At 70.9% G+C, this 15,202-nt stretch carries 11 protein-coding genes; 2 read left to right on the top strand and 9 right to left on the bottom strand.

Annotation, left to right across the window (positions count from 1 at the left end; genetic code table 11):
- Positions 1–46: 46 nt before the first annotated feature.
- The 4 genes from GTY67_RS27110 to GTY67_RS27095 form a co-directional block, all read right to left on the bottom strand.
- Positions 47–1,876, bottom strand: coding sequence for a DUF4173 domain-containing protein (locus tag GTY67_RS27110; RefSeq protein ID WP_161280584.1), 1,830 nt, complete (start codon positions 1,874–1,876; stop codon positions 47–49).
- 198 nt (positions 1,877–2,074) lie between these two features.
- Positions 2,075–2,983: an ADP-ribosylglycohydrolase family protein gene (locus tag GTY67_RS27105; RefSeq protein WP_093692316.1), complete on the bottom strand. Its 909-nt coding sequence runs from the start codon at positions 2,981–2,983 to the stop codon at positions 2,075–2,077.
- 12 nt (positions 2,984–2,995) lie between these two features.
- On the bottom strand, positions 2,996–3,655 hold the full coding sequence (locus GTY67_RS27100; RefSeq protein ID WP_093692317.1) for a histidine phosphatase family protein: 660 nt from the start codon (positions 3,653–3,655) through the stop codon (positions 2,996–2,998).
- Between the two features lie 172 nt (positions 3,656–3,827).
- Positions 3,828–4,463: a YdbC family protein gene (locus tag GTY67_RS27095; protein ID WP_093692318.1), complete on the bottom strand. Its 636-nt coding sequence runs from the start codon at positions 4,461–4,463 to the stop codon at positions 3,828–3,830.
- 381 nt (positions 4,464–4,844) lie between these two features.
- Here GTY67_RS27095 and GTY67_RS27090 point away from each other — a divergent pair, with 381 nt between their 5' ends.
- Positions 4,845–5,381, top strand: a complete 537-nt coding sequence (locus tag GTY67_RS27090) for a TerD family protein (protein WP_161280583.1) — start codon at positions 4,845–4,847, stop codon at positions 5,379–5,381.
- 102 nt (positions 5,382–5,483) lie between these two features.
- On the opposite strand, the gene GTY67_RS27085 is transcribed toward GTY67_RS27090, so the two are convergent.
- Together GTY67_RS27085 and nrdR are read right to left on the bottom strand one after the other, a co-directional pair.
- The gene (locus tag GTY67_RS27085) at positions 5,484–8,378 is read right to left on the bottom strand and encodes a vitamin B12-dependent ribonucleotide reductase (RefSeq protein WP_161280582.1); all 2,895 of its coding nucleotides are present in this window, start codon (positions 8,376–8,378) and stop codon (positions 5,484–5,486) included.
- A gap of 165 nt (positions 8,379–8,543) precedes the next feature.
- Positions 8,544–9,056, bottom strand: coding sequence for a transcriptional regulator NrdR (gene nrdR, locus GTY67_RS27080; RefSeq protein WP_093692321.1), 513 nt, complete (start codon positions 9,054–9,056; stop codon positions 8,544–8,546).
- A 483-nt stretch (positions 9,057–9,539) separates the two neighbouring features.
- On the opposite strand from nrdR, the gene lexA reads away from it, so the two are divergent.
- Positions 9,540–10,337, top strand: a complete 798-nt coding sequence (lexA, locus tag GTY67_RS27075) for a transcriptional repressor LexA (RefSeq protein ID WP_084750474.1) — start codon at positions 9,540–9,542, stop codon at positions 10,335–10,337.
- Positions 10,338–10,418: 81 nt separating this feature from the next.
- On the opposite strand, the gene GTY67_RS27070 is transcribed toward lexA, so the two are convergent.
- Genes GTY67_RS27070 through GTY67_RS27060 form a run of 3 tightly spaced genes read right to left on the bottom strand, consistent with a single transcriptional unit; the run spans position 10,419 to position 15,193 of the window.
- Positions 10,419–12,389: an ATP-dependent DNA helicase gene (locus GTY67_RS27070; protein WP_161280581.1), complete on the bottom strand. Its 1,971-nt coding sequence runs from the start codon at positions 12,387–12,389 to the stop codon at positions 10,419–10,421.
- A gap of 38 nt (positions 12,390–12,427) precedes the next feature.
- A complete protein-coding gene (locus GTY67_RS27065; RefSeq protein WP_161280580.1) occupies positions 12,428–14,344 on the bottom strand; it encodes an IucA/IucC family siderophore biosynthesis protein in 1,917 nt (638 codons plus the stop codon).
- Between the two features lie 60 nt (positions 14,345–14,404).
- A complete protein-coding gene (locus GTY67_RS27060) occupies positions 14,405–15,193 on the bottom strand; it encodes a GNAT family N-acetyltransferase (RefSeq protein WP_343238771.1) in 789 nt (262 codons plus the stop codon).
- Positions 15,194–15,202: the final 9 nt, after the last annotated feature.

The following is a 15,202-nucleotide window of genomic DNA, read 5'->3' as shown; positions in this document are numbered from 1 at the left end:
CCGTGCACACCGAGATTCGGCCGACGGGCGCCTGGCCGGGGTGGGATCAGTACGGGTCGTAGTCGTCGTGGCCCTGCTCGTGGCCGTCCCGCTCGCCCTCCCGTACGCCGTCGGTGCCCAGCGCGTAGCAGGAGCGGCGTTCGGTGGTCGCGGGGCGCTCGCGGAGGATCTCGGCGGCCCGGGCCTCGCCCCAGCTCGTCGCGTACCAGGGGGAGTCGGCGCCGTCCAGTTCGCGCTGGATGACCCGGAGCGCACAGGAGCGCTGGGGTTCCGGCAGCTTGTCCAGGGCCGGTACGGCGTCGGCGGAGAGGTCCTTGAGGTAGTCGAGGTCGATCGACTTGCGGACCTCGAAGCGCTGGACGTTCTGCTCGGCGATGACCGCGTCCGGGGAGATCAGGCCGAAGGCCAGGACGGCGGCCCCCGCGCTGACCGCGATCGCGCGCGGCAGGAGCCGGGCGCCGAAGACCCCGGCGGCCAGGATCAGGACGATCACGACGCCGAGCCAGAGCTCCATCGCGGCCACGGAGATGCGCAGCCGGGTCAGCCCGTACTCCGCGACGTACAGGTCCATGCGGCGCAGCGCCGAGGCGACGACGACGAGGGTGAGCACGCAGAGGGGGCCCAGCACGGCGCGGACCAGCGTCCGGTCCCGGCTGCCGCCGCGCGGCGCCCAGCGCAGGGCCAGGGCGATCACGAGGAGGGTGAGCAGGGTGGCCCAGAGCAGCTGCCAGAAGCCCTGGCGGGCGTAGTCGGCGTGGTTGAGCCCGGTCTCCTCGTGCAACTTGTCGTAGCCGCCGAGGAGGACGACGAGCTGGAGGGTGACGAACGCGGCGAAGAGCAGGTCGAGGACGATGAGCGGAAGGGCCCACTCCGTACGTCCCCGGGGCTTGCCCGCCTTGACGGTGAGCCCGTCCCAGCGCACGGGGGCGGCGGCGGTGCGGGCGGCGGCCAGCGCGCCGACCAGTCCCACCAGGAAGAGGAACGTCCGCAGGGGGCCGTCGACGATCGTCACATCGGGGGTGAGGCGGCCCAGCAGGTCGGCGAAGTTGGCGTCGGCGCTGGCGAAGAGCGTCCCGAACACCACGAGGAGCCCGAGGGCCACGGCCGTGGTGCGTACGGCGGTGCCCCAGCGCCCCCGGGAGTCGTCGGCCCGCTCCCGTACCCCGTGCCAGCCCCACCGGATCCCCGATCCGATCGAGTCCAGGGTGCCCACGGAGCCGATCAGCACCCCGAGCCAGCTCCGGCTGCCGTGCAGCGCGAGCGAGCCCAGCGCGAAGGCCGACACGATGGCCAGGAAGGTCGGCCACCCCGCGTCCCGGAGGGCGGGAACCGCGAGCAGGGCGAGGCCGCCGACGGCCCAGGTGGCGGTCCAGGGCCGCAGCCGGCGGCCCGCGGCGCGCGCGGCGAAGGCGGCGGCCAGGGCGGCCGGCACGGCGACGATCAGGAGGTTCACCCCGAGGCCGTCGCCGAGCAGGAGCGCGCTGAGTACGGCGGTGGCCAGGGCCGACCAGAGGACGGCGGGCCGGATCAGGGGCGGTGCGGCCGGGCGCAGCTTGGCCGTCGCGCCGGGGCGGCTGACGGGCGGCTGCCAGGGGCGGCCGGGCTGCCAGGTCTGCTGCGCGCCTTGGGCCCGCTGCCGCTGGGCGTGGAGATAGGCGGGGGTGGCCGGCGGCTGGGCGCCCTGGGTCGCGTAGGGGCCGGGCTGCGGGGCCGGTGGCAGGGGCGCGGCCGGGGCGGCCTGCTCGGAGGGCGGCGACGGTGACGGCTGCGACTGCGGAGTCGGCGAGCCGTCGGCCGGCGGAGCTGACGCCTCGGACGTCTTGGACGGCTCTGACGGCTCTGACGCCCCGGACTCCGTGGACGGTCGGTCGGACATGGGACCCCTCCCCCACCGGGCACCCGCGCGGCCTCGGGCGGCGCGTGGTCCCGGCATCTCATTCGGCGCGCGCCCGTGGAGATCGACCGGTCAAGATCAAACAGAGGCGGCGTGGCCGAAAGAGTAGTCCCGAACTCGCGTTCGCGAACACTCAGAGTGAGGGCTGTGGCAGGACCGTGACAGTCCCCCGACATACCGTCAGTGGTGCGCCGGGAGCAGCCAGCCGGGGGGTTCCTCCGTCTGCGCCAGCCAGTTCGCGGGCGGCGCCCCGGCCGTACCGGCGGCGACCACTCCACCGACGATGGCGCAGGTCGTGTCGACGTCGCCGCCCGCCTGGGCCGTCAGCCAGAAGGCCTCCTCGAAGTTCCCGAGGCTCCTGGCGGCCGACCAGAGGGCGAACGGCACGGTGTCATGGGCGCTGGTCCGGCGGCCGTTGCCGAGGACGGCGGCGACCGTACCGGCGTCCTGGTAGTCCAGCATGTCGCGGGCCCTGCGCAGCCCGGCGCCGACCGCGCTGCGGGGCACCAGGGCGATGACGCCGTCGAGGAGTTCCTCGGGCGTCGGGGGCCCGCTCGGGGCCGCGGCGAGCGAGGCGGCCGCCGCGACGGCCATCGCGCCGACGACGGCCTCGCGGTGCTGGTGGGTGGTGTACGAGGAGATCTCGGCCTGGTGCGTGGCCTGCTCCGGGTCGTCCGCGTACCAGGCGCCGAGCGGGGCGATCCGCATGGCGGAACCGTTGCCCCACGACCCCTGCCCCTTGAAGAGCGCCGAGGCCAGCTCGCGCCAGTCGCCGCCCTCCCGTACGAGCCGGAGCAGCCGGTTCACGGCGGGCCCGTAGCCCCGGTCGAAGTCGTGGTGCTCGGCGAAGGAGTGCGCGAGGGCGTCCTGGTCGATACGGCCGTGGGCGGTGAGCACGGCCAGGACCGAGGAGGCCATCTCGGTGTCGTCGGTCCACTGCCAGGGGCCGGGCGGCAGGACGCGCTGTTTGAGCAGCGGGTAGTTGACCGGGACGAAGAACTGGGAGCCCAGGGCGTCTCCCACGGACAGGCCACGCAGGCTGGCCAGGGCGCGTTCGAAGCGCCGCTCGGAAGCAGAATCAACGGTCATCGCCCTGCCACTCTATCCGGTGCGGCCGTACGGTTCCGGGGTGCGCCAGCGCTGGAAGGGCCGGTCAAGGGTGTAGCGGCCGTTCTCGCCGAGGAGCAGGGTCCGTGTCTCGCCGTTGCCCGGGTTGGACAGCGATTCGAACTCCGCGACCGACCAGTGGAACCAGCGCATGCAGAACAGCCGCATGGTCAGTCCGTGGGTGACCAGCAGCACGTTCTCCGGGTGGTCCGACTCCTCGAAGCTGCGGTGCAGGCTCTCCAGGAACGCGCCGACCCGGTCGTAGACGTCCGCGCCCGACTCCCCCTGGGCGAAGCGGTAGAAGAAGTGCCCGTACGCGTCCCGGTAGGCCTTCTGGAGCCGTACGTCGTCCCGGTCCTGCCAGTTGCCCCAGTCCTGCTCGCGCAGCCGGGGCTCCTCGCGGACCCGGACCCGGGCGGGGTCGAGGCCGAAGGCCCGGAACGTCTCGTGGGTGCGGCGGTAGGGCGAGATGTAGACGCTCACCCCCTCCTCGCCGAACTGCTCGCGCAGGAGTGCCCCGGTCTCCTCGGCCTGCCGCAGGCCCCTCGCGGTGAGCCGGAGCGCGTGGTCGGGCTCCCGCTCGTACACCGTGTCGTCGGCGTTGCCCTCCGACTCGCCGTGCCGGACGAGGACAATGCGCTGCGGTCGTGCCATGCACCGACCCTAGGCGGTGTACGGCGTTTCCGCGTGATCCGTATAGATCACACGTGATCTGTAGAGACCGCACGTGATCCACAGAGGTCGCGCGTGATCCGTATCAGGGTCGCGCGTAACCCCCATCAGGGTCGCGCCTGATCCGTAGCGGACCGTCCACGCGTGATCCGCGTCAGACCGTCCAGGAGGGTTCCAACTCGACGACGTCCCCCGTCAGCGCCGCCACATCCGTCGCGGTCTGCGCGCGGGCCGCCAGGCGCTCCGCCCCGTCGGCGCGGTACTTGCCCCGCTCGGCACTGGACTTCCACATCGAGAGCACGAGGAACTCGTTGCCGGGCGCCTCCCCGAAGACCCCGCGCAGCATCCCGGGGGAACCGGCCATCGCCGGGTTCCACACCTGCTTCTGCATCAGTACGAAGTGCTCGGCCCGGTCCTCGTGGACGCTGCTGTGCGCGACCCTGACGACGTCCGCCTCGGTGAAGTCGGGCTCGAAGCCCGTCTTCACGTCGAAGCGGCGCTCGAAGAGCATGACCTGCATGTCACGGAACGTGCCCGTCTGCCCGGTCGCCAGCTGGTCGTGTCCACGGGCCATGAACGAGTCGTAGAAGACGCGGTTCTCCCAGAACGCGAAGACGTGGGCGACATCGGGGCGTGTTCGGCTCCACCCGCCGCTCTGCCCCCTGAACCCCGGCTCGCCGAGCAGCCCCGCCCACTTCCGCTGACCCCGTTCGAAACCATGACGGTCCACCACGGAACAGCGAATCCACTTCACCAGCACCGCGCCATCGTACGGGGCCGGACGTGGCATGGGTCACGGCCGTCCGTCGGCCACCCGGACCGGACGTTCCGCTCGCGCAATCATCACCATGACAGCGCTGCACGCCCACCCTCTGTTCAGTCGGCTGGAGAAGGGCTGGCCCGGCAGTACCTCTCTCTGGACCGGATCTAAGACACCCAGCTGATGCGTCAGGTGAGCAGTGCGACAGAGCTGTTCCTTGACGAGGTCCGGCAGCGGCCGCCGCTCCGGATCCCCCACTGCCCCCGGTGAACACACCGAACACACGGGTCGCATGGCCCGAATCCGCCGTCCACCACCGGGGCAGTTGGCGGCGTGGCCCGTTCCGTACATGATCGGGTGAATCGGATGACGAGAACGGTCCATGGACCGTCGGCCAGGAGGGGAAGTCCGGTGAGCACTCCGAACAAGGACATCGAGAAAGTCGAAGTACGGATCAAATGGGACCCCAGCCCGCACGGTGAACCGGACATCGACCTCGACATCATCGCGGCGACCTACCCGGCGGAGGCCCCGTACGGCAGTCCCTCGTATCTGGTGCACTTCGACAGCCGTTCGCCGGACGGCACCATCACGCTGAACCGGGACAGCAGGACAGGTCAGGGGTTCGGCTACGACGAGGTCATGACGATCGAGTTGGACCGGCTGGCGGACCGGTACGGCCGGGTGGTCGTCGGCGTCGCCATCCAGCAGCGAGAGGGCCGCAAGACCTTCGGCGAGGTCGGGAGCACCGGGGTGCAGATCCGGGAGGGCTACACGAGCCTGATCGAGGACGACTTCACGAGCGTCGCCGGGTCGACGGCGGCCGTCGTGGGGGAGTTCTCCCGTACGGGTTCGGGGCAGTGGGTGTTCCGCGCGGACGTACGCGGCTTCGACGCCGATCCCGACGCGTTCGCCGCGGTGATGGGTGACCGCGACGCCGGGGCCTGAACCGCATCGGCGAGTTCCGGCCAATGCGCGGGAACGTGAAAACGTGAAGGGGACCGGCCGTCGGGCCGGTCCCCTTCACGCGTTACCGCTCAGCGACGGGCGTCAGCTGCAACCGCTGGTGGAGCCGCAGCCCTCGCAGATGTAGCAGGAGCCGGCGCGCTGCATCTTCGTACCGCAGGAGAAGCAGAGCGGGGCGTCCGCGCTGATGCCGAGCTGCATCTCGACCAGTTCGGCCGAGGTGTGCGCCGTCGCCGGAGCCGGCTTCTCGGCGGACTCGCGGGGAGCCGCCACCGCCTTCAGCTCGGGCTGCACCGGGGCGGACTGGGCGAGGCTCTCGGAGTCCACGCCGTCCGCCTCGAAGGTCGGCTCGTACGAACCGGTGTCGAGGTGGCGCTGGCGCTCCTCGGCGGAGTGGATGCCGAGGGCGGAGCGGGTCTCGAAGGGCAGGAAGTCCAGCGCCAGGCGGCGGAAGATGTAGTCGACGATCGACTGCGCCATCCGCACGTCCGGGTCGTCCGTCATGCCGGCCGGCTCGAAGCGCATGTTGGTGAACTTCGAGACGTACGTCTCCAGCGGGACGCCGTACTGGAGGCCCACCGAGACGGCGATGGAGAAGGCGTCCATCATGCCCGCGAGGGTCGACCCCTGCTTGGACATCTTCAGGAAGACCTCGCCGAGACCGTCGTCCGGGTAGGAGTTGGCCGTCATGTAGCCCTCGGCGCCGCCCACCGTGAAGGAGGTGGTGATGCCGGGACGGCCCTTGGGGAGGCGCTTGCGGACCGGGCGGTACTCGACGACCTTCTCGACCGCCGTCCGGATGGTCTCCTCGGCCTTCGCGGTGACCTCTTCCTTCTCCTTGTCCTTGGTCTTGGCGGAGAGGGGCTGGCCGACCTTGCAGTTGTCGCGGTAGATCGCGAGCGCCTTGACGCCCAGCTTCCACGCCTCGAAGTAGACCTCTTCGACGTCCTCGACGGTGGCCGTCTCCGGCAGGTTGACCGTCTTGGAGAGCGCGCCGGAGATCCACGGCTGGATGGCCGCCATCATCCGGACGTGGCCCATCGCGGAGATGGAGCGCTCGCCCATCGCGCAGTCGAAGACCTCGTAGTGCTCGGGCTTGAGGCCCGGGGCGTCGATCACGTTGCCGTGGTCGGCGATGTGGGCGACGAACGCCTCGATCTGCTCCGGCTGGTAGCCCATGCGGCGCAGGGCCTGCGGGACCGTGCCGTTGACGATCTGCATGGAGCCGCCGCCGACCAGCTTCTTGAACTTGACCAGGGCGAGGTCGGGCTCCAGGCCGGTGGTGTCGCAGGACATCGCGAGACCGATGGTGCCGGTGGGCGCGATGACCGAGGCCTGCGCGTTACGGAAACCGTTCTTCGCGCCGAGCCGGATCACGTCCTGCCAGGCTTCCGTCGCCGCGGCCCAGACGGGGGCGTCCAGGTCGTCGGTGCGGATGGCCTTGGCGTTGGCGTCGGCGTGCTGCTTCATGACGCGCTGGTGCGGCTCGGCGTTGCGGGCGTAGCCGTCGTACGGGCCGACGACCGCGGCCAGCTCCGCGGAGCGCTTGTAGGAGGTGCTGGTCATCAGCGAGGTGATGGCACCGGCCAGGGCGCGGCCGCCGTCGGAGTCGTACGCGTGGCCGGTCGCCATCAGGAGGGCGCCGAGGTTGGCGTAACCGATGCCCAGCTGACGGTAGGCGCGGGTGTTCTCGCCGATCTTCTGCGTCGGGAAGTCCGCGAAGCAGATCGAGATGTCCATCGCGGTGATGACCAGCTCGACGACCTTGGAGAAGCGCTCGGACTCGAAGGACTGGTTGCCCAGGCCGTCGTCCTTGAGGAACTTCATCAGGTTGAGCGAGGCGAGGTTGCACGAGGTGTTGTCCAGGTGCATGTACTCGCTGCACGGGTTCGAGCCGTTGATCCGGCCGGACTCCGGGCAGGTGTGCCAGGCGTTGATGGTGTCGTCGTACTGGATGCCGGGGTCGGCGCAGGCCCAGGCGGCCTCGGCCATCTTGCGGAAGAGGGACTTGGCCTCGACCTCTTCGATGACGTCGCCGGTCATCCGGGCGCGCAGCCCGAACTTGCCGCCCGCCTCGACGGCCTTCATGAACTCGTCGTTCACGCGGACCGAGTTGTTGGCGTTCTGGTACTGGACGGACGTGATGTCGTCGCCGCCCAGGTCCATGTCGAAGCCCGCGTCACGCAGGGCGCGGATCTTCTCCTCCTCCTTCACCTTGGTCTCGATGAAGGCCTCGATGTCGGGGTGGTCGACGTCCAGGATGACCATCTTGGCCGCACGGCGGGTGGCGCCACCGGACTTGATGGTTCCGGCGGAGGCGTCGGCGCCGCGCATGAAGGAGACCGGTCCCGAGGCGTTGCCGCCGGAGGAGAGGAGCTCCTTGGAGGAGCGGATGCGGGAGAGGTTCAGGCCGGCGCCGGAGCCGCCCTTGAAGATCATGCCCTCTTCCTTGTACCAGTCGAGGATCGACTCCATGGAGTCGTCGACGGCCAGGATGAAGCAGGCGGAGACCTGCTGCGGCTGGGGCGTTCCGACGTTGAACCAGACCGGGGAGTTGAAGCTGAAGACCTGGTGCAGGAGGGCGTAGGCCAGCTCGTGCTCGAAGATCTCGGCGTCCGCGGGAGAGGCGAAGTAGCTGTTCTCCTCGCCGGCCTTCCGGTACGTCTTCACGATCCGGTCGATCAGCTGCTTGAGTCCGGTCTCGCGCTGCGGGGTGCCGACCGCGCCGCGGAAGTACTTGCTGGTGACGATGTTGACCGCGTTCACCGACCAGAAGTCGGGGAACTCGACGCCACGCTGCTCGAAATTGACCGAGCCGTCGCGCCAATTGGTCATGACGACGTCACGGCGCTCCCACGCCACCTCGTCGTACGGATGCACGCCGGGGGTGGTGTGGATGCGCTCGATGCGCAGACCCTTGCTCGCCTTGGTGCCCTTGGTGCGGGAACCTCGTGCCGGGCCGCTCGCCGTCTCTGTCATGCCGCCTCCCATATGTGGGCAAAAACGCCCTGAAGTGCCCAGTTCTTCCCAGGCACAGTGTGTGTCCGTCGCCCCGCGGGCCGCCCTCGGCCACGGGAACAGGTTCTGAATCGCCCGGTCGCCGTCCGGCGGTCGTGATGCCGGACGGTGACGGGCAGGTACCGCTCAGTCGGCGGCAATGGCAGGGGCGGGGACCTCAAGGGTCTCGCCGCTCCCGCAGTCCTCCACGGTGGGCCGCTGCGCGCGCAATTCCACGATGGCGGCCTCGAAGTCTTCCAAAGAGTCGAACGCCCGGTAGACGGACGCGAAGCGCAGGTACGCGACGAGGTCGAGTTCCTGCAAGGGGCCGAGTATGGCCAGACCCACGTCGTGGGTGGTCAGCTCGGCACTGCCGGTGGCGCGCACCGCCTCCTCGACCCGCTGGCCGAGTTTGGCGAGGGCGTCCTCCGTGACGGGCCGGCCCTGGCATGCCTTGCGGACGCCGGAGATGACCTTGGTACGGCTGAAGGGTTCGGTCACGCCGCTGCGTTTGACGACCATCAGCGAGCAGGTCTCCACCGTGGTGAAACGGCGGGAGCAGTCGGGGCACTGACGGCGGCGACGGATCGACGTCCCGTCGTCGGTGGTGCGACTGTCGACGACCCGGCTGTCGGGGTGCCTGCAGAAGGGGCAGTGCATGGCTCCCAACCCTCCTTCACAGCGCGACTGAATAACCTCTCCGGCAAGCCCTTGCGGGCCCCTGGGAAGCAGTCCCCAGCATAGGCGATGGCCCGGGGCCGATTGAACCCAGGACCACAAGTTCTGGGTGGCCGGGACGATCCAACCACTAGATCTAGGGTTACGTCGCATTTTCGGCCCTACCGCGTGTCGCGCCCCGGATGGTGGCCCGGGGGGGGAGCGCGGGCCAGGGAAGAGGGTACGGGAATCGCGCAGTCCGCGAGCCGCCGGGGGCCCGGGGTGCGTACCCGGGATGAAAGACTGGGCACACCCTGCGGCGGGGCGGCGCGAGACCCCGTACGAGCCTCCGGCTCAGCGCTCATACACCTGCGGGAAGCATCGCGGCAGCCCTTTATTCGTTTTTCACTCGAACGTGTGTTTGGCGCAACCTTTCGAAAGCTACTACCGTTGTCCAGCTAGGGAGAACATTCGAGAGGGGCCGACGTGACCACGACCGCAGACAGTGCCACCATCACCGCCCGGGACCACCGCTCCCAGAGCCGACTTGAGCCGGTGCATGCCATGAATGACTCAGTCACGAACACGGACGGGCCCGAGCCCACGCGGCCCGGGCGCTCCTTGCCCGGAAGGCCGCCAGGGATCAGGGCGGACAGCTCGGGGCTCACGGACCGGCAGCGGCGGGTCATCGAGGTCATCCGCGACTCCGTGCAGCGCCGGGGGTACCCGCCGTCGATGCGGGAGATCGGTCAGGCGGTGGGCCTGTCCAGCACGTCGTCCGTCGCCCATCAGCTGATGGCGCTGGAGCGCAAGGGCTTCCTCCGGCGCGACCCGCACCGGCCCCGCGCCTACGAGGTGCGCGGATCGGACCAGCCGAGCACCCAGCCGACCGACACGACGGGGAAGCCCGCCGCGTCGTACGTTCCGCTGGTGGGCCGGATCGCCGCCGGTGGGCCGATCCTCGCCGAGGAGTCGGTCGAGGACGTCTTCCCGCTGCCGCGCCAGCTCGTCGGTGACGGTGAGCTGTTCGTCCTCAAGGTCGTCGGTGACTCGATGATCGAAGCGGCGATCTGTGACGGCGACTGGGTCACCGTGCGCCGCCAGCCCGTCGCGGAGAACGGGGACATCGTCGCCGCCATGCTGGACGGCGAGGCGACGGTCAAGCGCTTCCGCCGCGAGGACGGCCACGTATGGCTGCTGCCGCACAACGCCGCGTACCAGCCGATCCCCGGTGACGAGGCGACGATCCTCGGCAAGGTGGTGGCGGTGCTGCGGCGGGTGTGAAGAGCACCGGTCGGTCGACCTCACGTACACGACGAAGCCCCGGGACGCCTTGCCGCGGTCCCGGGGCTTCGTCGTGGTGATCTACTTGCCGTCCGCCTTGGCCAGGGCGTCGATCGCGGCGAGCGAGCGGCGGGCCTGGTTGCGGTCCGTGGTGTACCAGAAGTCCGGCATCGAGGCGCGCAGATAGCTGCCGTACCGCGCGTTGGCGAGGCGCGGGTCCAGCACGGCGACGACGCCCTTGTCGCCCGTGGCCCGGACGAGGCGGCCCGCGCCCTGGGCCATCAGCAGCGCGGAGTGGGTGGCGGCCACCGCCATGAACCCGTTGCCGCCGGCCTCCTCGACCGCCTTCTGGCGTGCGCTCATCAGCGGGTCGTCGGGACGGGGGAACGGAATCCGGTCCATGACCACCAGCTGGCAGCTCGGCCCCGGCACATCCACGCCCTGCCAGAGCGAGAGCGTGCCGAAGAGGCAGGTCTCCGGGTCGGCGGCGAAGTTCTTGATCAGCTCGCCGAGGGTCTCCTCGCCCTGGAGCAGGATCGGCTTGTCCAGCCTTCCCCGCAGCTCCTCGGCGGCCGCCTTGGCCCCGCGCATGGAGGAGAACAGCCCCAGCGTGCGGCCGCCCGCCGCCTCCACCAGCTCGGCGAGCTCGTCCAGCATGTCCGTACGGGAGCCTTCGCGGCCCGGGGTGTTCAGATGCCGGGCGACATAGAGGATGCCCTGCTTCGGGTAGTCGAACGGGGAGCCGACGTCCAGCCCCTTCCACTGCGGGATGTCGTCGCCCGCGGTGCCCTCGGGGGCCAGCCCCAGAGAGGCGCCCACCCCGTTGAAGTCCCCGCCGAGCTTCAGCGTGGCCGAGGTCAGGACCACCGAGCGCTCCGTGAAGAGCTTCTCGCGCAGCAGCCCGGAGACGGAGAGCGGGGCGACCCGCACCGAGGCGCCGAACCGGTCGTGCTGCTCGTACCAGACGACGTCGTACTCCGAGCCCTGGGTGATGCGCTCGGCGACCCCGTGGATGGACTCGACCGAGGCCAGGGCCTGCTTGCGGACGGCGTTCTCGTCCTCGACTGACTTGTCCCGGGTGGCGCCGATCGCGGAGATCACCGTACGGGCCGCGTCCCGCAGCGCCATCAGCGCGTACCCGAGATCCTCGGGCACCTCCTCCAGCCGCCCCGGGAGCGCCAGCTCCATCACCCGCTCGAACCCCTCGGCGGCGGTCTGGAGCGCGTCGGCGGCCTTCTCGTTGACCAGCTTCGCCGCCCGGCGGACCGCCCGGTTGACCTGCGCCGGGGTCAGCTCGCCGGTGGCGACCCCGGTCACCCGGGAGACCAGCTCATGCGCCTCGTCCACGATCAGCACCTCGTGCGAGGGCAGCACCGGGGCGCCCTCGATGGCGTCGATCGCGAGCAGGGCGTGGTTGGTGACGACCACATCCGCGAGCTTGGCGCGCTCGCGGGCCGCCTCGGCGAAGCACTCGGCGCCGTACGCACACTTCGTCGCGCCCAGGCACTCGCGCGAGGAGACCGAGATCTGCGCCCAGGCCCGGTCGGAGACGCCGGGGGTGAGGTCGTCCCGGTCGCCGGTCTCCGTCTCGTCCGACCAGTCCCGCAGCCGCAGCAGGTCCTGGCCCAGCTTGCTGGAGGGCGCCGCCGCCTCGAACTGGTCGAAGAGCCCCTCCTCCTCGTCCTGCGGGGCCCCTTCATGGAGCCGGTGGAGGCAGAGGTAGTTCGACCGGCCCTTGAGCATCGCGTACTGCGGGCGGCGGCGCAGCAGCGGGTGCAGGGCCTCCACCGTGCGCGGCAGGTCCCGCTCCACCAGCTGGCGCTGGAGGGCGAGGGTGGCCGTGGCCACGACGACCCGCTCCCCGTGCGCCAGCGCGGGCACCAGGTAGCCGAGGGACTTGCCCGTGCCGGTGCCGGCCTGGACGAGCAGGTGGGATTGGTCGTCGACCGCCTCGGCGACGGCCTCGGCCATGGCGGCCTGGCCGGGGCGCTCCGTACCGCCGACGGCGGTGACGGCGGCGTGCAGGAGCTCGGGGAGGGATGGCTTCGTCATAGCCCGACCACCCTACGGCGCACCACTGACAACGGCGGTCACTCCCGGATCCGGGCGGCGGGGTGCAGCGGGTTGGGAACGGTGCCGTGGATCGCCGCGTGCGGGCGGCTGGAGCGGTCGCGGTAGCCGTCCACGTGCAGCCGGTTGCGGTTGAGACAGAGCCGTTCGATCTCGGGAGTGAGCATGTCGAACAGCTCGAACCGCTCCTTGAGTTCCGGGAAGCGGGCGTGGTGGCGGACGATCTCCGCCCGGACGAGTGACCAGAACTCGTCCTCGCTCACGCCGAGCTGCTCCTCGCAGAGCGGCGACAGATAGCGGAAGACGCCGACGAAGAGACCGGAGTGGATGAACTGGGTGAGGAAGGACGGCTCCTCGGTGAGGAGGACCGTGCGCACCTCCTCGGGCATGGTGTCGTGCTCCGGCAGCGGGTGGGCGCTGATGTTGACGTCGTCGACGAAGTCCTTGATCGCGAGGCGTACCGGCACGTCGTTCTCGTCGAAGACGACGATGGCGTTCTCGCCGTGCGGGGAGAAGACCGTGCCGTAGCGGTAGAGGAAGTGCAGGAGCGGCGGCAGCAGGGCGGCGAAGAGGCGGGTCAGCCAGGCGGCCGGGGCGAGCCCGGAGCGCTCCACGAGCTCGGCGGTGAACGCGCGGCCCGCCGGGTCCGTATGGAGGAGGGAGGCGAGCGTGCGGGCGCGTTCGCCGGGTGCGAGGCGGGGCGGCAGCGGCTCCCGCCAGATCGCGCCGAGGATTTCCTTGTACTGGTACGGGGCTTCGGGGAGGTGGTCGTAGAGCGGGTGTTCCACGGCGACGGAGGCGACCTCGCCGAGGAGGATGACCCGGCACGTGTCACGCAGGAACGGGTCGGACTCGCACAGGCCCTGGACCCAGGCGGTGACGGCGGGGGCGGCGAGGGTCCGCTCGGTCGGCAGGCCGCGCCAGACCAGGGTGTTGAGGATGGAGAGCGGCAGCTTCACGGTGTGCCGGTCGGGGCGGGCCACATTGGCGAAGGTGCGCACGGACTGCTGGGCGAGGCGCGCGTCGCCGTCGGTGTGAAGGGCCACGATGTCCCCGTCGGCGATGGCGGGGGCGAAGAGCGGAACGATCCATTCGTCCCACTGCCAGGGGTGTACGGGGAGGTAGAGATAGCTCTCGGGGTCGATCCCCCGGGCGTGCAGTTCGGCGGCGAACGAGGCGCGGACGGAAGGGTCGAGTTCTTCGGCGTAGAGGTGCTCGGGGGTGGTGAGGCGGCCCACGCCCCGGTACTGCGCGATGCGGGTGCTCACGGCGATCCACGGCAGCTGGAGGGGGCTGCGGGTCTCGGGCGTGAAGCGGGCCGCGTCGGCGGCGGAGAAGCCGAGCCGCCCCTTGCTCGCCACCAGCCAGGGGTGGCCGGTCTGGTGGCCTTCGAGCTCGGCGTAGCCGACATCGGCGAGCTGGGCCGCGGTGAGGGCGGTGTGGTCGAGGCGGGCGTCGGCGGAGAGCGTGAGGGTCAGCTCGCGGATGAGGTGGCCGAGGGTGGCTCCGTCGAGTCCGAGGAGGCCGCTCGCGCTGGCGAGGAACCGCAGCGGGTCGCGGAACGGGCGGGTCCCCTCGGAGGAGCCGTTGGAGGACGCGTTGCGCGAGGGTGAACCGGCGTGCGGGGAAGCGCCGTTGGAAGGGGCGGTCGCGGGGCGGTGGACGGACTCGATCGAGTCGGGGTCGACGCGCCAGCTTCCGTAGACGCCCCGGCGGGCCGAGAAGCGTAGCTCCGTACCGTCGTCGAGGCGCAGGGAGTGGAGGCGGCCGTCGCCGGGTCGGCGTTCGGGCTCGATGATCTCCTCGTACGCGAACTCGCCGAGCATCTTGGCGAGCAGCCGCGCTGCCGCCCGGTCCCAGACCTGCCGGTTCAGCTCCGGGGGGCTGAGCAGGGGGTGGGGGTCGGCTGAATCATGGCTCGCGGGATATGTCGGCACGGGGACTCCTCCGGGTGGAACCGATGGGGTTCGAGCGGTGTGGACGGTGCGGAGCGATGTTCACAGGTGATCACGGTACGTTCGGTCGCGGATCATGAGGGCGGCACGTTTGTCGGGGAGGTCCACTTCCGCGGAGAAGCGGAATCCGGCGCTCAGGAAGGCCGATACGGACGGGGTGTTGCGCAGGTCCGGCTCGGCGACGACCCGGCCGCACCGCGGCAGGTTGTCCAGGACGAGGTCGGCGACGGCGCGGAGCAGGGTGGTGCCCACGCCCCTCCCCCGGTTCTTCACGCCCCCGATGAGCAGGTGGATACCCGTGTCGTGGAGACGGGCGGGGTAGTGGCGGGCCAGCGGGTCCAGGTCGGCGCGGTAGATCTCCCAGTAGCTCATGGGCGTTCCGTCGAGGACGCCGAGGCAGGGGATGGAGCGGCCGTCCCCTTCGAGCTGCGGCCGCAGATGGTCGGCGGTGACGGATTCGGGTCCGGCCAGCTCCCAGAAGGCGGCGACGGCGGGGTCGTTCATCCAGCGGCTGAGGACGGCGAGATCGCGCTCCAGGACCACCGGGACCAGGTGGAACACCCCGGCCTCGGTGGTCGCTCCGGGCCAGGTGGCCGGGTCGCCGAGCAGCTCGGCGGCGGGGTCACGCCGCGCCGCCGCCCTGCTCCGGTCCTCGCCGATGAGGGCGAGGAGCTCCTCGGTGAGCTTCAGGTCGAGGGTGTCCTCGGTGCCGGTGCCGGAGGGCACGGCGGCGGTGCCCGGGTCCCTGGGCCCGGGGCGTGGATCGGGGTCCACGTCGGCCGGTTCGGGAGGCACCGCGTCCGATGCCGCGGGCGCGTCGGCGGGAGGCACGGTGGCACT

The organism is Streptomyces sp. SID8374, from assembly GCF_009865135.1.
Lineage (GTDB): Bacteria > Actinomycetota > Actinomycetes > Streptomycetales > Streptomycetaceae > Streptomyces.
The sequence above is the reverse complement of the archived record's forward strand: the minus strand, read 5'-3'. Positions and strand labels throughout refer to the sequence as shown.